General features: G+C 61.3%; 21 protein-coding genes. 15 read left to right on the forward strand and 6 right to left on the reverse strand.

Going from position 1 to position 17,115, the window contains the following annotated elements:
- On the forward strand, nt 1–565 hold a 565-nt coding region (locus OS035_RS25865), incomplete at its 5' end, for a hypothetical protein (protein WP_331814225.1).
- Between the two features lie 55 nt (nt 566–620).
- Here OS035_RS25865 and OS035_RS25870 read toward each other — a convergent pair.
- The 3 genes from OS035_RS25870 to OS035_RS25880 form a co-directional block, all read right to left on the reverse strand.
- Nucleotides 621–1,046 carry a hypothetical protein gene (locus tag OS035_RS25870; RefSeq protein ID WP_183779221.1) on the reverse strand — a complete coding sequence of 142 codons (426 nt, stop codon included), beginning with the start codon at nt 1,044–1,046 and terminating at the stop codon, nt 621–623.
- 370 nt (nt 1,047–1,416) lie between these two features.
- Nucleotides 1,417–1,662, reverse strand: a complete 246-nt coding sequence (locus OS035_RS25875; protein ID WP_025415228.1) for a DUF982 domain-containing protein — start codon at nt 1,660–1,662, stop codon at nt 1,417–1,419.
- A gap of 129 nt (nt 1,663–1,791) precedes the next feature.
- On the reverse strand, nt 1,792–2,313 hold the full coding sequence (locus OS035_RS25880) for a hypothetical protein (RefSeq protein WP_097624699.1): 522 nt from the start codon (nt 2,311–2,313) through the stop codon (nt 1,792–1,794).
- Nucleotides 2,314–2,525: 212 nt separating this feature from the next.
- Here OS035_RS25880 and OS035_RS25885 point away from each other — a divergent pair, with 212 nt between their 5' ends.
- Nucleotides 2,526–2,705 (forward strand): hypothetical protein, encoded by a 180-nt coding sequence (locus OS035_RS25885; protein ID WP_183779350.1) that lies wholly within the window; start codon nt 2,526–2,528, stop codon nt 2,703–2,705.
- 15 nt (nt 2,706–2,720) lie between these two features.
- On the forward strand, nt 2,721–3,017 hold the full coding sequence (locus OS035_RS25890) for a hypothetical protein (protein WP_097624701.1): 297 nt from the start codon (nt 2,721–2,723) through the stop codon (nt 3,015–3,017).
- 27 nt (nt 3,018–3,044) lie between these two features.
- Here OS035_RS25890 and OS035_RS25895 read toward each other — a convergent pair whose 3' ends face one another.
- Entirely contained in the window at nt 3,045–3,920 is an 876-nt protein-coding gene (locus OS035_RS25895; RefSeq protein ID WP_097624702.1) for a LysR substrate-binding domain-containing protein, read from the reverse strand.
- Nucleotides 3,921–4,036: 116 nt separating this feature from the next.
- Between OS035_RS25895 and OS035_RS25900 the strand changes: the two genes are divergently transcribed.
- Nucleotides 4,037–4,741, forward strand: a complete 705-nt coding sequence (locus OS035_RS25900) for an SDR family oxidoreductase (RefSeq protein ID WP_097624703.1) — start codon at nt 4,037–4,039, stop codon at nt 4,739–4,741.
- An 8-nt stretch (nt 4,742–4,749) separates the two neighbouring features.
- The gene (locus OS035_RS25905; protein WP_097624704.1) at nt 4,750–5,358 is read left to right on the forward strand and encodes a pyridoxamine 5'-phosphate oxidase family protein; all 609 of its coding nucleotides are present in this window, start codon (nt 4,750–4,752) and stop codon (nt 5,356–5,358) included.
- A gap of 33 nt (nt 5,359–5,391) precedes the next feature.
- Here OS035_RS25905 and OS035_RS25910 read toward each other — a convergent pair whose 3' ends face one another.
- On the reverse strand, nt 5,392–6,861 hold the full coding sequence (locus tag OS035_RS25910; RefSeq protein ID WP_331814226.1) for a hypothetical protein: 1,470 nt from the start codon (nt 6,859–6,861) through the stop codon (nt 5,392–5,394).
- Nucleotides 6,862–7,130: 269 nt separating this feature from the next.
- Between OS035_RS25910 and OS035_RS25915 the strand changes: the two genes are divergently transcribed.
- Nucleotides 7,131–7,718 (forward strand): hypothetical protein, encoded by a 588-nt coding sequence (locus OS035_RS25915; RefSeq protein WP_097624706.1) that lies wholly within the window; start codon nt 7,131–7,133, stop codon nt 7,716–7,718.
- Between the two features lie 30 nt (nt 7,719–7,748).
- Here OS035_RS25915 and OS035_RS25920 read toward each other — a convergent pair whose 3' ends face one another.
- Entirely contained in the window at nt 7,749–8,498 is a 750-nt protein-coding gene (locus OS035_RS25920; protein ID WP_097624707.1) for a class I SAM-dependent methyltransferase, read from the reverse strand.
- Between the two features lie 270 nt (nt 8,499–8,768).
- Between OS035_RS25920 and OS035_RS25925 the strand changes: the two genes are divergently transcribed.
- The 9 genes from OS035_RS25925 to OS035_RS25965 all read left to right on the forward strand — a co-directional run bounded on the left by OS035_RS25925 (nt 8,769) and on the right by OS035_RS25965 (nt 17,114).
- Nucleotides 8,769–9,089, forward strand: a complete 321-nt coding sequence (locus tag OS035_RS25925; RefSeq protein ID WP_097624708.1) for a hypothetical protein — start codon at nt 8,769–8,771, stop codon at nt 9,087–9,089.
- Between the two features lie 191 nt (nt 9,090–9,280).
- Nucleotides 9,281–9,661 (forward strand): cell surface protein, encoded by a 381-nt coding sequence (locus OS035_RS25930; RefSeq protein ID WP_097624709.1) that lies wholly within the window; start codon nt 9,281–9,283, stop codon nt 9,659–9,661.
- 154 nt (nt 9,662–9,815) lie between these two features.
- Complete coding sequence (locus tag OS035_RS25935; RefSeq protein WP_097624710.1) at nt 9,816–10,112, forward strand: hypothetical protein; 297 nt, start codon at nt 9,816–9,818, stop codon at nt 10,110–10,112.
- 283 nt (nt 10,113–10,395) lie between these two features.
- Complete coding sequence (locus tag OS035_RS25940; protein WP_097624711.1) at nt 10,396–11,067, forward strand: class I SAM-dependent methyltransferase; 672 nt, start codon at nt 10,396–10,398, stop codon at nt 11,065–11,067.
- Between the two features lie 19 nt (nt 11,068–11,086).
- Entirely contained in the window at nt 11,087–11,722 is a 636-nt protein-coding gene (locus OS035_RS25945; protein WP_097624712.1) for a TetR family transcriptional regulator, read from the forward strand.
- A 215-nt stretch (nt 11,723–11,937) separates the two neighbouring features.
- The gene (locus tag OS035_RS25950; protein WP_097624713.1) at nt 11,938–12,819 is read left to right on the forward strand and encodes an aldo/keto reductase; all 882 of its coding nucleotides are present in this window, start codon (nt 11,938–11,940) and stop codon (nt 12,817–12,819) included.
- Between the two features lie 593 nt (nt 12,820–13,412).
- Nucleotides 13,413–14,690 (forward strand): alpha/beta hydrolase, encoded by a 1,278-nt coding sequence (locus tag OS035_RS25955; RefSeq protein WP_097624714.1) that lies wholly within the window; start codon nt 13,413–13,415, stop codon nt 14,688–14,690.
- A gap of 82 nt (nt 14,691–14,772) precedes the next feature.
- Nucleotides 14,773–16,023 (forward strand): NAD(P)/FAD-dependent oxidoreductase, encoded by a 1,251-nt coding sequence (locus tag OS035_RS25960; RefSeq protein ID WP_331814227.1) that lies wholly within the window; start codon nt 14,773–14,775, stop codon nt 16,021–16,023.
- 53 nt (nt 16,024–16,076) lie between these two features.
- Entirely contained in the window at nt 16,077–17,114 is a 1,038-nt protein-coding gene (locus OS035_RS25965) for a 4-hydroxyproline epimerase (protein ID WP_183779242.1), read from the forward strand.
- The last annotated feature ends 1 nt before the right edge of the window (nt 17,115 follow it).

The raw sequence follows: 17,115 nt of genomic DNA on the forward strand, positions 1-17,115 counted from the left end.
GCCCGGCCCCGACCGCCGCCAACAGCCCAACGTCAACCAAAGCCACAGGCGCTGTGAGAGATGCGGGTTAGGGACGACCTTCTTTGTCTGCGAGCAGAATGGCAGAATCCCTTATGGGATAGAAGCCGACCGGCAGAGATATGAATGGGTCAGGGAACGCATCACGACAAAGGATCATCTCTTCTGCGGTGATAGCGCGGGGCTGGCAGCCTTCGGCCTTCCCGAGATGGATTTCTGCATCACATCGCCACCATACATGCCCCATTGGCATAAATGGAACCCGCTTTACAACGGCGATCCCGATTATGACGGCTATGACGTTTATCTGAAACGCATGCAGGAAATATACGGCCAGATCTGCCAACGCATGAAGACGAATGCCTATCTTGTCGTTCAGGCCGATAATCTGACCAACGAAAAATTCTCCCCCCTTGCCTGGGATCTGGGAAGAGCTTTGTCAAAGGTCATGATGCTTGAAGGGGAAATTGTGGTGAATTGGTCTGAAGCGGTGGAAAGCGGCAACCGCTTCACCCAATGCCTCGTGTTCAAGAATACAGGCGGATGAAAAGTTCGCCGCGATAGCCGTTACAGTCTGTGCCCCAAGGCAGCCAAGCGAAAAACTATTGCTCGGCCGGGAAATCTCTTTCAAAGTCTTCCTTTTCTTTCTTGCCGTACGCGGATGAGTAATAGCCACTGCAAATCAGATATGAGCACTCATCCGGATCGCCCATTTCCCATCCCGGCAGGCAGGTAACCACGCGCTGGAATTTTTCGTTGCAAAGGCCGTGGTTTGCCAAGAGCCGCGGCTCATTTCCGAAATACGCGCTTATGGCTTTCTGGCGTGTCCATGCCGGAACGACTTTCCAATCCGCGGCGCCACCCTCAGCGCTCACATTGCCGGTCGCACAGAGCGACCAGTTGGAAATCACGACCGGCTGATCGCAGGGAAAGGCCTGGACGGCGCTTCCCAGCAGGATCGAAACCAATGCCAGTAGCCGCTGGCCATAGACCATCGCGCCCTTCTTCCTCATGCCGACCCTTCGCATCCTGGCCTCCACCACGTTCAATTACCTGCCACCGTCTGACGGGATCAGGTGATCTCAAAAATGCCCTAAGATTTTTTTCCTAGTTCACGGAATGTTCTTACGCTAGATTGCTTGCCGTTGCAACCATGGAATGTTGAATTCCGAAGAATATTGTGGCGATTGGCGATGTCGGCGCTTGGATAGGTCTTTCCCTCCGCTTCTGTGAAAAACGAGTTCTTCTGTCGTTTCTCGGAAGGAGGCGCTGGCAGCCAAGCTGAGGCGCTGGCAGGGGAGTTCAGCCCGCAGGACAAAAGCCGCCCCAGTGCCGGAAGCCGCCGGCTCGCGCCTCTCGGTGGAGGCATCAAGCCCAACAGCGTCCAAATGCCTGGCCCTACTCCTTGATCGGGATTCCGGCTTCGATCGCAGCCTCGATGAAGGCCTGCCGCGCCTCTTCCCGGTTTCGTTTGCCCGACATGACATCCGCGCAAACCGCGCAGGCCCGATCCAGGGCCGGCCCCTCTTCGGTCGGCCAGTCTTCGATCAACGCCCATGTTGCCGCCTGGGTCGTCTGGATGACCACCCACTGATCCGGGCCTTCAAGGGCTAACGTCACCGGCTTCTTCCAAATGGTTTGCATGTCTCAGGACCTCCGCTGCGTGCTCTCTGCCGTCTCCTCACATAAGGCGGTTTATCCCGCGTGGCGAGGCGACGGCTAGAGCGAGATGTTTTTTTCAGCAAAGCCGACTGCAGGCTTATGCGGCGCCTCTTAAAAATCCTGGGCGAATTCGCACGCCAGCAATGTCTTGCCTTTGAAGGCATCCCCCTGGCGGGCGGCGATGGAAACTTTTCCAGGCCCGGCAAGTCCGGGCTCGGGCTGCTGATCGGCTGGAAGCTCGCGCGCATAGCCCTTGGTGGAGGTTCCAAGCAGGTCCGAGGTCTCCGGCTTCAACCCGTATTTTTTCGCCAGATCGTCAGCGCGTTGGCCCTCGACCAGAATTCCGACCGCATTGCTGGCAAAGAAAACCTCCGTCGACTTGAAGCCGTCGTGGCCGATCTGGCTCGGGATCTTGTAGATCGCTGCACCCAGCGACGACGTGTCCGGCTTGGCCAGAGCTTCCGCGGCATCATAGATTTCGGTTGCCGATGTTATCGAATAGGGCGGCTTGCAAAGGGCGGCATCGAAGAACTTTTCATTGGCCGAAGCGGCCAGGGCGTGTTCGGCCTGAAATGTCTGAAAAGCAACGAATAGCGAGATGGCAGCGGTGCGCATGAATTTGGCGTTATGCATGTGATATTTCCACGAGTTGGCAGTAGCGGGCCGCGTTCGATGATAAGTCCGGATGCTTAGGGGATTCGGAACGGCATTGCCACCTTAGGTTTAGCTTTCGGTCTTTTCGAAAGTGCCGCCAGATGTTTAATTGGAGATCGCTGTCCGGCTCGGATAGAGCGGCTCCGCTTGTCGAGACAGAGCATCACAGTCCCTACGACGGCGGGAGAGCCATAATCGCAGCCTATATCGACGAAATCGTCATGTTTTGCGCAGGCCTGTGGATGACCTCGGTCGGCTTTGGTTATCTGCCGCTGCCCGGCTACTCCGCCAATCCGCCTTTGGTTCGTCACTTCAAGTGGATGGGGCCCATACTGCTCGTCATCGCCATCGTCCTGGCCGCCGCCTCATAGGGCTGGAGTGAACAAATGAACAATATGTTGGCTTGCCCATCGTGCGGATTGGACGAAACAGAATCGATTGTGCACTTCGATTCGTACATTCTTCGATGCGCCGCCTGCGGCGAAGCAATCGTCGCGACATCATTCATGGCGATGCTCGAGTCGGATCACGCGTTTTCAGCCTTTGCCGATCCGGGGCCTGGAAAACACCTTGCGCCAGAGATGCTCATCGCTCGCGGACCGCTTCGGCAGATCTCAACGACAATCAGCGGCGCGGCGTCTAACGGAACGCTGATACGCCTGATCCCTGAACCCAAGGATTGAAATCCGACTTCGCGTCGGTTTATGGGTTTAGCCCAGCGACAGCCGCGCCGCGCACCAGTGCCATACCGCATCGACCGCCTTTCGCGGCGATGACGCGCGTTTGCGGATAAGGAAATAGTCCGGTTCGATCAGCGTCGTCGCATCCGTCACCTGCACCAGCCGCCCGGCCTCGAGATCCGCCGCCACGAACGCCCGGCAGGCCAAAGCGACGCCCTGGCCGGCGAGCGCGGCATCGAGGGCCAGCGTGGTGTGGTTGAACACCGCGCCCGGCAGCTTCTCGCGCGATCGCAGGATGAGCGGCCAGGGGCTGACCGCGTCATGCAGAAGCGGCAGCTTGCGAAGCGCATCGGCCGTCAGCGGAAGGGGTAGGCCCTTGACGAGGTATGGGCTGGCGACGGCGACCAGTTCCTGGCGGAACAGCAGCCTTGTTTCCAGCGAGGCTGGGAAGGGCCCGCGGGTCAGCCGCACCGCAATGTCCACCTGATCGCGGTCGAAGTCCGACAGCGCCTCGGTGGCGACCGTTCGCAGTTCCACGTCGGGGAGGGCGGCTTTGAACTCGGCGAGACGCGGGATCAGCAGCTTGGCGGCGACCGTCGGGGTGACGCTGATCGTCACGGCGTCCGGCCGGGCGAGAAGCCGTCCGGTCGCCTCGCCGAGCGTGTCGAAGGCGCGGGTCACATCCGCCAGATAGGCTGCGCCTTGCGGGGTCAGAGCCAGACCGCGCGGCAGACGTTGAAACAGCATCAGGCCGAGTTGATCCTCCAGCGCGCGGACCTGCTGCGCCACCGCACCCTGAGACACTCCCAGCTCCTCGGCGGCGGTGCGGAAATTCAACCTGCGGCCCGAGACCTCGAAGGCGCGGAGCGCATTCAGCGGCGGCAGCTTGCGGCGGGGTTGGGCCATTGAGATTTCCGGAGGCTCTCCAGTAGATTTTCTACAGTCTGACACGTTTCTTTCTGAGGCGAAAGTCGGCGCTGTCTCTGGCATACTGCTTCGCAATTCAACGATTGGAGGCTTCGATGTCTAAAGAAAAAGTCGCTCTCATCACCGCAGGCGGTTCCGGCATGGGTGCTGTCGCCGCACGGAAGCTGGCTGCGGACGGCTATCGCATTGCGGTGCTCTCTTCGTCGGGCAAGGGCGAGGCGCTCGCCAAGGAATTGGGCGGTGTCGGCGTCACCGGCTCGAACCTGGTCAATGACGATGTGAAGCGGCTCGTCGATCTGGCGATGGAGAGATGGGGGCGGATCGATGCGCTGGTCAATTCCGCCGGCCATGGGCCGCGTGCGCCGATCCTCGAAATTACCGACGAGGATTGGCACAAGGGCATGGAGGTCTATTTCCTCAGCGCCGTGCGGCCGATCCGGCTGGTCGCGCCGATCATGGAGGCCCAGGGCGGCGGCGGCATCGTCAACATCTCGACGGCATGGGCCTTCGAGCCATCGGCGATGTTTCCCACTTCGGCCTTCGCCCGGGCGGGGCTGGCAAGCTTCACCAAGATTTTTGCCGACACCTATGCGGCGAAGAACATCCGCATGAACAATGTCCTGCCCGGCTGGATCGACAGCCTGCCGGCCACCGACGCGCGGCGCGACAGCGTGCCGATGGGCCGCTATGGCACAGCCGAGGAAATCGCCGCGACCGTCGCCTTCCTGCTCTCCGAGGGCGCCGGCTACATCACTGGCCAGAACATCCGCGTCGACGGCGGCATTACCCGTTCCGTCTGAGTCAGGCCATGGAAACAGATCATGAGGCCGTGCCGCCGAACCTCGCGGATATAGACGCTTCCGCATGGCGGGAGCTTGAAACGGCTGCGTCAAATCCGCAGTCGGGTTTCCGGTTCGTGAACCTCTGCTCGGTGGATTCAGAGGCGAGGCCGCAGGCGCGCATGGTGGTCTTGCGGCGCGCCGACGGGTCATTGCGGGTTCTGGAATTTCACACCGATAGCCGCAGCCCGAAATGGCGGGAGCTTTCGGCAAATCCCCATGTCGTAGTCCTCGGCTTCTGCCCGCAGACGCGGCTGCAGTTTCGCCTTCAGGGAACGGTCGAACTGCATGCCTCCGGCAGCGATCAGGCGAACGCCGCCTGGGACACGCTCTCCCCCTGGACGCGGACGACCTACACCGGCGGTCCGCCCGGCGACGAGTGTGGTTTTGACATGATCGATGAGGCGGTTCTACCAAAGCCTGCGGATGAGGCGGAGGGAAAGCCGCACTTCGGCCTGCTGATCTTTCGCGCCCGCATGCTGGACTGGTTCCAGTTGCGCCGGCAGGGCAATCGAAGGGCGCTGTCGACCTATGACGAGACGGGCGCTCTTGCCGCCTGTCGATGGGTCAATCCATAATCTGGGAGGCCATGATATGGAATGGGCGCACCCTCATGGGCGCAGCCGGACGACGATCGAAGCTCCCGGAACCCTCAACTGTTCCGCCATCGCTTCCAGATCTTTTCCATCGGTGCCCGCCAGAACAATGTGGCCATCCATGATCGGCTCCCTCATCCAAGGTTCCATGACGACCTTGTCGTTGATCAGCAACTGCGTTTGCCGTCCCAATGCGGCTTGCGTGAAATCGCGGAATTTGGCGGTGCTTTCCGGCGTGAGTACGATAGTCAGCCCCCGATCATAAGAGATGGGAGACCGGGCGACCTCGGCGCCCTTCACCTCGAGCGAGACGGGCGCGATCGCTTCAGCCCCGTCTTTTTCCGTCACCACCGCCGTCTCCTGCGATTCCGGCGGCGAAGGCGGCGTGGAAAGCTCGTCCAGGATGCCCGGCCCGGCCTTGGCAGATGGCAGCGGCTCGACATGCAGATCGGGCGTCTGCAATACCTTGGCCGTCACCACGGCGGGGAGCGGCAAGCGCGCCGGCATGTCGTCCCGCAATATGTGGGTGTAGGTGCGCAGCGTAAATCCGCCTGTGGTCACGCTGACGATCTCGGTGGCTTCGACCGCCGAACCATCGTCCAGCGAGACGACGAATTTGGCGCTTCGGGTCTTGCCGGCGCGTTTGATGGAAACCAGCTGATCGGCGGTAAGGTTCTTTACCCGCTCGGGAAAGGCCGCCATCATCTTTGCCGTCGCCGGCTGCTGCGACTGACTCAACGCTGCGGGATCGAATTCTTCCGAGAGGGAAAGAGTTGCCGTGTGGGAGGCAGCGTCGGTGGACTCAAGGGTCCAGGTCGACACCACGGGGACATTGACGCCGCTATAATCCTCGATCCGCGACGCCGCCGCGGGCTGCCCGATCTGCATGACCTGATCCTGATAGAATTGTCCGGTCGCAAGCAGCTGCGCCTCCGGCACCAAGGCGGTGACGATCAGCAGCGGGTTTTGCTCTATCTTGCCGATGATACCATTGACCCCATTTTCCGCGGGCGCGGTCCCACCTGGTCCATTGGCGGCCATTTCCCGCATATGCGCCAGGATCCCATCGACGCCGAAGAGGTTGGTGGGAAAGCCGTTCAGGTCCGTTTCCAGCTCGAGCGTGCTGGTGCCATAGACTGCAAGGGAGTTCCGATAGAGCAAGTTCATCTGATAGCTGTCGGTAGGGCCAGCAGTGCCTTCCGGCAATTCGGCATTGAGGGACCAGCGGGCCCGCATGCCGCTTTCATCCCGCGACAGAACCGTCATGCGCTGGCGAAATACGCCGCGCGCCGTCACCGCGGCACCTGGCTTGTCGAACCAGAACGACATATCGCTTTCGGTGGCTTTCTGAACGCTGTAGCCGCGCTCGGCGCCGGTCGCCGGCGCATAGCTGGGGATTGTGACGCCGTCATCGGACCACGCCGGACCGGAGAGCGTGACACAGACGCAAAACCAGACAAGTCTTCTCCAGTGCGGTGATTTCATGCTGGCTGGCCTCTGACATTCCTGCCGAGATCCTAGCAGGAAGGCCTCGGTGATATAAGATCAAAACTAAGAATATTTTCCTATCCTGTGGATCGTGCTTGCGATATGTTGCACGCAATTGCAACCATGGAATGCTGAATGTCGAGCAAATTTTTTCCCGTTGGCGAAATGATCGTCCGGACGAACTTCCGCTGTCGCCCGCAGAATTCCCGGCCTCGCAAGGTGGGAGTCTTGCCGAAGGATCGGCTGGCAACGAGGGTTAGGGGCTGATGGTGGAATTCAACCCGCGCGACAAGAGCCGAACCAGTGCCGGAAAGACGCGGGCGATGGTGCGAAAACATACCGCTCCGCCCGGCAGGAGCGATGACGGCAGCCTTCGCTGGCAATGGCTGACGATCCAGTTGCTGGAATCGCCGGCATTCACGACATTGAGCGCCAATGCCTGCCGCGCCTTCTTCCGCATCATCATCGAACACACCGCCCATGCCGCCTTGGAAAACGGCAAGCTTGTCGTGACCCATCCCCAGTTCGTGTCCTACGGCGTCACCGGCGAATATGTCGCCGATGCGCTTGATGAATTGGCATATAAGGGGCTGGTCAAAGTTCGCCGCGGCCGCGCAGGCAGCGGGGTCGCGCATCCCAACCGCTTCACCCTGACATTTGTCGGCGACCATGAAGGCGCGCCGGCCACCGACGAGTGGAAACAATGCACGGCCGATAGATGCCGGAAATGGTCCGAGACCGACCGCAAACTTGCCGCCGACAAACGCGGGCGCGTCGGCCGGAAGAAAAAAACGCCACTTCGGAATCCCGAAATCCCACCGCTTCGGGATCCCGAAATTCGCCGCGCTTCGTGAGCTATGACCCTCGGAAAATATTGAGGGATTTCAATGCCGCAGCCAATTTCGGGATTCCGAAGTGCTATATAGAGTTTGGTGGGGACGAAGGCACTTTGCCACGATCAGGAACTCCGTCTCCCGCCCGCCGATCCTTCCGGCCGAAACCGTGCGCAGCAGAAGGCCGAAGGCTTCATAGAGCCAATAAAGCGGAGGAATTCGGTCCTTGAGCGCATGCACCTGGGTCGACACATATTCTCCGACGAAGACGATATCCATGCCGAGTTCCTTCAGTGTCCCGGCGATCTCCGAATGCGATGCCTCTGCGGCGTGCTCGACGCGAAACGGGGCATAACCCGGTTTTCCCGCGTTTTTCTGCCGCAGCACGTAGCGGTAGAACAGGACGTGGGTCCACCAGGGCGTGAGGTCGGTGAAGATCCCTTTGGTCGAATTCAGGATCGGACCCTTGACGAAGACCAGGCCACCGGGGGACAGGGTGTCGTGGGCTCTGAGCAAGGCGGCGCGCGGGCTTTCCAGATGCTCGAGTACGTCCCAAAAGACACACGCGTCGAAGCGGCGGTCTCCGTAGTCGATAGTCTGCGCATCGCCGAGGATCCGCTCGCAAGCATCCCGGTTCCTCTCGAGCTGCTCCTTCGAGATATCCAGCACCGTATATCTGGCGCCCTCCAAGGGAATATGGGTGCGGGAGCCGCCGCCAACCTCGAGAATATCCGTGTTGATCTTGCTTGAAAAGGCTGACCGCGCGTGTGACAGCGCATCGTTTACCCACGGCGAAGCCATAATCTTCCTCCCCAGGAGAGATTAGCGTCTGCGACTATAAGTAAGCATTAATATAACGTTTAAGCAATATTTAAACTTTCGATGCCGGTGTGCCTAAAGCGCGTCGCGTCAAACTTGATTCATGCGACGCGCTTTAGCTCTTTGTTTTCACGCATGTCGCTGCCGCAAAACCGCGGCACACTTTTGCGCGACATGCTTTAGTTTCGCGCAACCTTGCTGATGTACCCGCAGGTCTGATGAGTCTCAGAGGCGCTTCGGCCGGAGGATTGCATGATGGTGGGTATTTTTCGGGCTCTGGCGGTCCTTGCGATGATGACGGCGCTTGCCGGCTGCATCGACCATGCCAATGATCCGGTGCTCCTGGCGGTGGGCGTGCCGGTCAATCCGCCTGCTGTTGCGCACGGCATCTGCATGACCGATGGCAACGCCATGTATGACGAGGCGAGGAAGCAGTATCAGCTGCGGGCCCAGCTGACCGGCTATGCTCAGGCCGACGAGCTGGAGGCGGAAACGATAGCGCGCGCTGCGGCCCACCGGCAATATGTCGCCTGCCTCTCCGGCCAGGGCTACCGGACATTATACGCGAATTGAGAACAGAGAATTCAGATTTCCACCCTGGCGCCGTTTGAGCCCGTCTGCCGATCGCGACTTTTCACGTTTTTCGGCGCTTTGGTCACGCCGGATCGCCTGCAATCACGAGTTTTGGAAGCTGCATGTGAGCGAGGAACCAGGCAGCTGGAAAAGGCATTTTCATCAGGTAAATCCACGAAGGAGGGTTTATCATGAAGACGCTCAGACTGACCCCTTTCACCACGGTGCTCAGTGCCTTTCTCGCCCTCGCGTCGATCGCGTCGATCGCGCCGGCGCAGGCGGCACCTGTCCAGGCAGTTCGGCCGCCCGATCTCCAAGCCGAAAAAATGGTGCAATATAAACCACATGCCGGGTCCTGGCATGGATATCAGGGCTTTCACACCGAGCGCGCCGGCACCCGCCGCCATTCCGACGGTTACTGGTATCCGCTTGCCGCCTTCGGCGTCGAAGCCGGCACCACGGGCTCCATCGTTCGCCAGCCGGTGAACAGACCGGCAGCCCCGGAAATGTGCAACCCTACGTTTTCCGGATCGATCGGTCCCGGCAGCATGCCTTGTGATAACGGCTATTGAGCCGGCAAATGAAAGAGGCGGCCCTGAGCCGCCTCTTTCTCGATCATGGGGCCGCTCACATATCCGTGACCTCCATTTTGGCGCCGTAGTATGTGACAGATCGCCTTCCTAACTCCGGGGCGCAAATTCCCTGAATCCTCCCAAGGAGACGATTATGACCACGACCTTCAAGAGCGGCCTGACCGCCGCCGCTTTCAGTGCAATCCTCGGCCTCTCTGCCTTTTCGGCCACGGCAGCTCCCCTCCAGTCGAGCGCGACGGAGCAAGGTGCGACAGCGCGCCCGGTTGCTCAGGAAACCAAGGTTGAACATGACAGGCGCACGACCGGTTCGATCGGCGAGCGCGCGGAAAGCATGGGTTCGACACACTATATGATGAACCCGAAGAAGCCCCTCAACATGGATTGCAAACTCGGCTTCAACCCCACGAGCAGCTCCAGCTGCAACTATTGACGAGCGCCCCGCCGTTCGCGGCCAAGTTGGCAGACTTTGTCGGCAATATGGAGGCGGCCTTTTTGGGCCGCCTTTTGCTGTAGGGACCGGTACAACCGTCTTCCACAAATCTTGCATCAACTGCAAAAATGCAATAAGTGAAAAATCAACAGAGATTTCGACAGAAAAAACCGCGCAAATCGCCTGTTCGCACAGGTGTTTGATGCGTCTGCCTTGGAATTGCCATGCTCGCCGCGATGGTCGCATTTCATAATCAATCGAATTTCAGACAGGTGGGATAGTCATGACCGCAAAGGCTGCATGCTCCGATTTCCTGCATTTTTTTCGCTCCTGGATCAGCAACCCGCTTCGTGTCGCCGCCATCGCGCCGTCGGGCGATTCGCTTGCCAGGATCATGACCAGTGAAATTGCCGCGCTCGACGGGCCGATCATCGAGCTTGGCCCCGGAACCGGCGTCTTCACCCGGGCGCTGTTGACGCGCGGCGTCAGCGAGGCGGATCTGACCCTGATCGAGTACGGCCCGGAATTCATCGCCGCGCTGCAGGCGCGTTTCCCTATGGCGCGTGTGTTGCAGATGGATGCGGCCCAGCTCGCCCATGCCGATATTTTCGAGGGCGAACCGGTCGGCGCCGTTGTCAGCGGCCTGCCGCTCTTATCGATGTCGCCGCGCAAGATCGCCTCGATCCTGGCCGGAGCCTTCGCCTATATGCGGCCGGGCGGGGCCGTCTATCAATTTACCTATGGGCCGCGCTGCCCGGTGCCGCGGCCGATCCTCGACCGTCTCGGCCTGAAGGCGGTGCGCATCGGCGGCACGGTGCGCAACCTGCCGCCGGCCTCCGTCTACAGGATTTCCCGCCGCAAACCGCTTGAGCTGTCGCGCGAGCGCTTCAGCTATCGTGAGAGCGAAGCCGAACTCGACGATATTGCCGCTTTTTCCAACGAAACCGGCGGCTGAGTGATGATGCCGGGCTGACATGGCTGACAGCAAACGGACGGCGACCGGGGAAGGCAGGCGGGAACGCAAGCGGCGGCAGACGCGCGAGCGCATCGAGCAGGCGGCGATGACACTCTTTCTCCAGCGCGGCTTCGAGGCCACGACCGTCGAGGACATCACCGAAGCGGCCGACGTCTCCAAGCGCAGCTTCTTCGACTATTTCCCCTCCAAGGAAGAGGTGGTGTTTGCCTGGCAGGACAGTTTCGCCGATCGGCTGATGGCTGCGATCGCCGCAAGGCCGGCAGAAGAGCCCTTGGTGGCCGTGGTCGAGGCGGCGATCATCGCCACCGTCATCGCCGCTGTCGACGAGCGCGGCCTGGCGCTCGCTGAACTCATTCATCGCACGCCGGCGCTGAACGCCCGCGACCAGCTGAAATATGCCAGGCTGGAGCAGAAGCTCGCCGAGGCGCTGCTTCTGCGCAAGGGAAATGATCCGCAAGAGCGGTCGCGCATGCGCATTCTCGCGGCGGTCGTCATCGGCGCGCTGCGCGTCGGGGCCGAACTTTGGCAGCAGCGCCCGCCGGGTGCCGCGCCGCAGGATTTTGCCGAGGAAATCTTCGCCGAGCTCTGGAGGATCCTGGCTGAATTCGGCGACGAGGCGAAGACCAGGCTTTGATGTCGGTCGCTCAATCCGCGCACCCTGCGGCATTTTCGGTTCCGTCCCTGTCCGTGCCCGCGGCTCCCTCCTATATGTGCAAGCGTCATAAAGGCCATAGTCTCGATATCACCGTGATCGGCGGATCATCACCGCGCGCCGATGACCGGTGAACCCGGCGGCACCGCGCTGCGCCACCCACTTTAACGATTTCATTGACCAGGAGAGGAAAGATCATGTCCAGTCATAATGCAGCCAAGTCAGGCACCTTCAAGATCGGCGGCGAGATCGCCGTCAACCGTCTCGGTTTCGGCGCCATGCGGGTCACCGGCAAGGGCATCTGGGGCGAGCCCGACGATCATGCCGAATCCATCCGCACGCTGAGGCGCCTGCCGGAACTCGGCGTCAACTTCATCGATACCGCCGATTCCTACGGTCCCGATATTTCCGAATGGCTGATCAAGGAGGCGCTGCATCCCTATGGCGGCAAATCCATCGTCGCCACCAAGGGCGGCCTCACCCGTCATGGCCCCGACATCTGGCTGCCGGTCGGTCGCCCGGAATATCTGATCCAGCAGGCGCATAAGAGCCTGCGCAATCTGGGGCTCGAGCAGATCGACCTCTGGCAGCTGCACCGCATCGATCCGAAGGTGCCGGCCAAGGAGCAATTCGATGCGATCAAATCGCTGCTCGATGCCGGTCTTATCCGCCATGCCGGCTTGAGCGAAGTCTCCGTCGCCGACATCGAGGCGGCCTCGAAGCACTTCAAGGTCGCCACCGTCCAGAACCGCTACAATCTCGTCGACCGCACCAGCGAAGACGTGCTCGATTACTGCGCCAAGCACAATATCGGCTTCATCCCCTGGTTCCCGTTGGCCGCCGGCGATCTCGCCAAGCCCGGCTCGCTGCTCGACACGATCGCCAAGAAACACAATGCCGCGCCAAGCCAAATTGCGCTCGCCTGGGTTCTGAAGCGCAGCCCGGTGATGCTGCCGATCCCCGGCACCTCCAAGGTCAAGCATCTCGAAGAAAACGTCGCGGCTGTGGATATCACGCTGTCGGACGAGGAATTCTCCGCACTCGATGCCGAGGGCCGGAAGGTCTTTAAGGCGGCTTGAGGAGCTGACCGGCGGAGCCAATCCAAAACCCCTCCCCACAAGGGGAAGGGGCCAACTTGCTGCACCGCTTCAAGTTACCGTCGATCGCACCAATCCGTCGAACGGTAACAACAGACAAAGACCTTCACCGTCTTTAGCCCCTCCCCCTTGTGGGAGGGGTTGGGGAGGGGAAAGGGCGGGAGGATGAGCGGCAGGCGGCGACCTCTGAGTTGCAGCAAGATTTTTCGGCACAATTTTGACCACCTGGTCAAACATGCCGCAAAATGAGGCGCCTCCCTGCTGTTTCCTAGGCAAGCCTTGCACTGAGTGCAATGCTGCATTGCGGTATTTTCGCTGTTCCCGATCAAATGAATGGGGTATCACTATCTTCGTAAGCAGCGCACTCCTCCTCCCAGCGCTCTTACATCGGACTGACAACACTCCTCCTCCCAGTTGTCAGTCAGGATCAAGAGCCTGGCGCACCTCCTCCCGCGCCAGGCTCTTTTCGTTTTCCCAATCAAGCTCTTCCTTCTAGGCAATTTGACTCTGCGGCTGTCGTCGGCCTATTTGAACGGGCGCCGCCTGTCGGTGCGCGAACCGGTTGGAGTTTGGTCATGATCGGCAGATGGCGCGGCCCGCGGGCGGCTCTGACAGGTCTTCTGCTCGCGGCGTTCGCGCTTGCCGGCTGCGGCGGCAGGCCGGTCGGCGTCATGCAGGCGGCGGGCAGCGTTCCCCCGGGTACGTCGAAGGTGGACCTTCTCGTCGCGACAACGCGCGCTGCCGACGACAATCCGGCCGTGCTTTTCTCAGGCGAACGCGGCACCGGGCTTACCGTCAATGCCGTCGATGTCTCGATCCCGCCGGAGGCCAATCGCAAGGTCGGCCAGGTGCAATGGCCAACGCGGCTGCCGGCCGATCCCTTACGCGATTTCGTCACAGTGTCGGTCGATCCGCTCGAAGGCGAGCGGGCGGGCGAGACCTGGCTGAAGGGCCATATGCCTAAGAGCCGCCGGGTGCTGGTCTTCGTGCACGGCTTCAACAATCGGTATGAGGATGCCGTCTACCGCTTCGCCCAGATCGTCCATGATTCGCATGCCGACGTCGCTCCCGTCGTCTTCACCTGGCCCTCACGCGCAAGCATCTTCGATTACAATTACGACAAGGAAAGCACCAACTATTCCCGCGACGCGCTGGAGGAATTGCTGACCCGCACCGCCGCCAATCCCGCCGTCAGCGACGTCACCATCATGGCCCATTCCATGGGCACATGGCTGACCGTCGAAGCGCTCAGGCAGATGGCGATCCGCAATGGTCATGTCGCGTCCAAGATCAACAACGTCATCCTCGCCTCGCCGGATCTCGATGTCGACGTCTTCGGCCGCCAGTTCGCAAGCCTCGGCAAGGACCGGCCGCATTTCACCATCTTCGTCTCCAGGGATGACCGGGCTCTGGCGTTGTCGCGGCGCATTTCCGGCAATGTCGATCGCCTCGGCCAGATCGATCCTTCGGTCGAGCCCTACCGCAGCAAGCTGGAGGCGGCCGGCATCACCGTGCTCGATCTCACCAAGCTCAAGGGCGGCGACCGGCTGAACCACGGCAAATTCGCTGAGAGCCCCGAAGTGGTGAAGCTGATTGGTGACCGGCTGATTGCCGGCCAGACGATCACCGATTCCAATGTCGGCCTCGGCGAAGCCGTCGGCGCAGTGGCGATGGGCGCTGCCCAGACGGCCGGAAGTGCCGTCAGCGTCGCCGTCAGCACGCCGATCGCCATCTTCGATCCGCGCACCCGCCGCAACTACGACGCCCAGTTGAAGCGCCTTGGCCGGTCGGTCGACAATACCGTCGGCTCAGTCGGCGACAGCGTCGGCGCCGGCCTGCCGGAAAGCCAGTAAAAAATCCATAGGCATCACTACCGATCTGATATATCAGAGTGGCGAACGGCAATTCTGTCTGCAGTATGGGTGGGTTGATGGCATGGCTGAAGAGACGAAGAAGAGGGTTGTTGTCGTCGGCGCAGGCGTGATCGGCGCCTCGATCGCCTTCGAGCTGCAGCGGCGCGGCCTTGCGGTGACCTTGGTCGACAAGGGCGAGCCGGGACGCGGCACCTCCTTTGGCAATATGGCGAGCATCGCGCTCGATTTCGTCGCCGGTTCCGGCCCCTCGACCTGGAAGAAAATGCCTGGCTGGCTGCTCGATCCCGAAGGCCCGGTCTGGCTGCGGCCCTCATATGCGGCAAAGATGCTGCCCTGGTTCCTGCGTTTCCTCGCGGCCGGCCGCCCGTCGCGCCTCCGCGCGATCGAGGATGCCGGCATGAGCCTCTCACAGCGCGCCCTCGGCGATTTCAGGCAGATGCTCGAGGCGATCGGCGCGCCCGAGCTGATGACCGAGGAGGGGTGTCTGGCGATCTACGAGACCGAGGCGGAATTTGCCGCCGACCGCGGCCATCTCGCCATGATGCAGCGCTACGGCCTCGAATTCGAAGTGTTGACCAACGGCGCCATCCAATCTTATGAGCCGGCGCTTTCGCCTTCGATCGCCAAGGCCGTGCTGCTGCCCGACAACAAGTCGATCCGCGATCCCTATCAGCTGGTGGTCAAACTTGCCGAGGCGGCCAAGGCCGCGGGCGCGGCCTTCGTCTCCGGTATGGTGCGGAATATCGAGCGCAATGGCGATGGCACCGCCGTCGTGCTGCTTGAAGACAGCAGCCGCATCGAGGCGGATTCCGTCGTGCTGGCCGCCGGCGTCCACACCCGCTTCCTCGCCGAAAAGCTCGGCGAGCCGATCCCGCTTGAAACCGAGCGCGGTTATCACACGCAGATCATGAAACCCGGCATCTCCATGCGCTATTCGATGATCTGGCCGGCGCGCGCCTTCATGGTGACGCCGACGGCGGGTGGCATCCGCGTCGGCGGCAATGTCGAACTCGCCGGCCTCGATGCAGCTCCGGATTTCCGCCGACCGCGGGTGCTGGTGCGCCATGCCCAGCGCGCGCTGCCGGGTCTCAAACTCGAGGAGGCGACGGACTGGATGGGCCATCGCCCGGCGCTGCCCGATACGATCCCGATCATTTCGCCGTCCTCGAAAATTCCGGGGGTTTTCTATGCGACAGGCCACGGCCATCTCGGCCTGACCTATGCGGCAACGACAGCGCGGCTGATCGGCGATATGGTGACCGGGCTCAAGCCACCTCTCGACATCACCCCGTTCCGCATAGACCGATATTAGGATTTACTGTCGATGGCGGCCTCGGCCGTCACATCCGAACTGGAGTTTACGACATGAGATGGAAGCGCACGATCCAGCTGCTGGACGTTCATGCTGAAGGCGAGATCGGCCGCGTCGCGATCGGCGGCGTGCCGAAGATCCCCGGCGAGACCATCGCCGCTCAACTGCATTGGCTGAACACCGATCCGAAGGGTGACGAGCTGCGCCGCTTCCTTTGCCTGGAGCCGCGCGGCGCCCCGATTGGCTCGGTCAACCTGCTGCTGCCGGCAAGGCATCCGCAGGCGGATGCCGCCTTCATCATCCTGCAACCGGATCAGGCGCATGCGAGCTCCGGCTCGAACTCGATCTGCGTCACGACGGCTTTGCTCGAATCCGGCATCGTCGAGATGCAGGAGCCGGAGACGATCGTGACGCTCGAAACCGCGGCCGGCCTCGTCAACGCGGTAGCAACCTGCCGCGACGGGCGCTGCGAGAAGGTCAAGCTCACCATGGTGCCTTCCTTCGTGCACGAACTCGACGTCGAGATCGACACGCCGCATTGGGGAAGGATCAAGGCCGATCTCTGCTATGGCGGCATCTTTTACGCCCTGGTCGATGTCGGCCAGATCGGTTTGACGATCGAGAAGGCCAATGCCGCCGGCCTCGTCCAGGCCGGCATGATTCTGAAAGAGCTGATCAACCGCGATATCAAGGTTGTCCACCCCGAGATCCCGGCGATATCAGGCGTTGCCTATGTGATGTTCCGCGATAGCGAGGCCGACGGCACGGTGCGCACCTGCACCACCATGTGGCCGGGCCGGGCCGACCGCTCGCCCTGCGGCACCGGCAATTCCGCCAATCTTGCCGCGCTCCATGCCCGCGGCAAGGCGAAAGTCGGCGATGTCTTCACCTCGAAATCGATCATCGGCTCCGAGTTCGAGGTCGGGCTGCAGGCGGTGACCGAGGTGGCCGGCCGCCCGGCCGTCATCCCAACAATCACCGGCCGCGGCTTCACCTTCGGTCTGACCCAAGTGGCCCTCGACCCCTTCGACCCGCATCCCGCAGGCTTCGCGCTGACGGATGTCTGGGGGCCGTCGGCGGGAGAAATCTGAG

This window comes from Rhizobium sp. 268, assembly GCF_036571585.1.
Lineage (GTDB): Bacteria > Pseudomonadota > Alphaproteobacteria > Rhizobiales > Rhizobiaceae > Rhizobium > Rhizobium redzepovicii.

Bases quoted from the DNA above. Each gene is read 5' to 3' on its own strand.
- OS035_RS25940 (WP_097624711.1), top strand. From the start codon at position 10,396: ATGACCGCAAAGGCTGCATGCTCCGATTTCCTGCATTTTTTTCGCTCC.
- OS035_RS25935 (WP_097624710.1), top strand. From the start codon at position 9,816: ATGACCACGACCTTCAAGAGCGGCCTGACCGCCGCCGCTTTCAGTGCA.
- OS035_RS25930 (WP_097624709.1), top strand. From the start codon at position 9,281: ATGAAGACGCTCAGACTGACCCCTTTCACCACGGTGCTCAGTGCCTTT.
- OS035_RS25925 (WP_097624708.1), top strand. From the start codon at position 8,769: ATGATGGTGGGTATTTTTCGGGCTCTGGCGGTCCTTGCGATGATGACG.
- OS035_RS25895 (WP_097624702.1), bottom strand. From the start codon at position 3,920: ATGGCCCAACCCCGCCGCAAGCTGCCGCCGCTGAATGCGCTCCGCGCC.
- OS035_RS25915 (WP_097624706.1), top strand. From the start codon at position 7,131: ATGGTGGAATTCAACCCGCGCGACAAGAGCCGAACCAGTGCCGGAAAG.
- OS035_RS25955 (WP_097624714.1), top strand. From the start codon at position 13,413: ATGATCGGCAGATGGCGCGGCCCGCGGGCGGCTCTGACAGGTCTTCTG.
- OS035_RS25905 (WP_097624704.1), top strand. From the start codon at position 4,750: ATGGAAACAGATCATGAGGCCGTGCCGCCGAACCTCGCGGATATAGAC.
- OS035_RS25870 (WP_183779221.1), bottom strand. From the start codon at position 1,046: ATGCGAAGGGTCGGCATGAGGAAGAAGGGCGCGATGGTCTATGGCCAG.
- OS035_RS25945 (WP_097624712.1), top strand. From the start codon at position 11,087: ATGGCTGACAGCAAACGGACGGCGACCGGGGAAGGCAGGCGGGAACGC.
- OS035_RS25880 (WP_097624699.1), bottom strand. From the start codon at position 2,313: ATGCATAACGCCAAATTCATGCGCACCGCTGCCATCTCGCTATTCGTT.
- OS035_RS25950 (WP_097624713.1), top strand. From the start codon at position 11,938: ATGTCCAGTCATAATGCAGCCAAGTCAGGCACCTTCAAGATCGGCGGC.
- OS035_RS25960 (WP_331814227.1), top strand. From the start codon at position 14,773: ATGGCTGAAGAGACGAAGAAGAGGGTTGTTGTCGTCGGCGCAGGCGTG.
- OS035_RS25920 (WP_097624707.1), bottom strand. From the start codon at position 8,498: ATGGCTTCGCCGTGGGTAAACGATGCGCTGTCACACGCGCGGTCAGCC.
- OS035_RS25875 (WP_025415228.1), bottom strand. From the start codon at position 1,662: ATGCAAACCATTTGGAAGAAGCCGGTGACGTTAGCCCTTGAAGGCCCG.
- OS035_RS25910 (WP_331814226.1), bottom strand. From the start codon at position 6,861: ATGAAATCACCGCACTGGAGAAGACTTGTCTGGTTTTGCGTCTGTGTC.
- OS035_RS25900 (WP_097624703.1), top strand. From the start codon at position 4,037: ATGTCTAAAGAAAAAGTCGCTCTCATCACCGCAGGCGGTTCCGGCATG.
- OS035_RS25965 (WP_183779242.1), top strand. From the start codon at position 16,077: ATGAGATGGAAGCGCACGATCCAGCTGCTGGACGTTCATGCTGAAGGC.
- OS035_RS25890 (WP_097624701.1), top strand. From the start codon at position 2,721: ATGAACAATATGTTGGCTTGCCCATCGTGCGGATTGGACGAAACAGAA.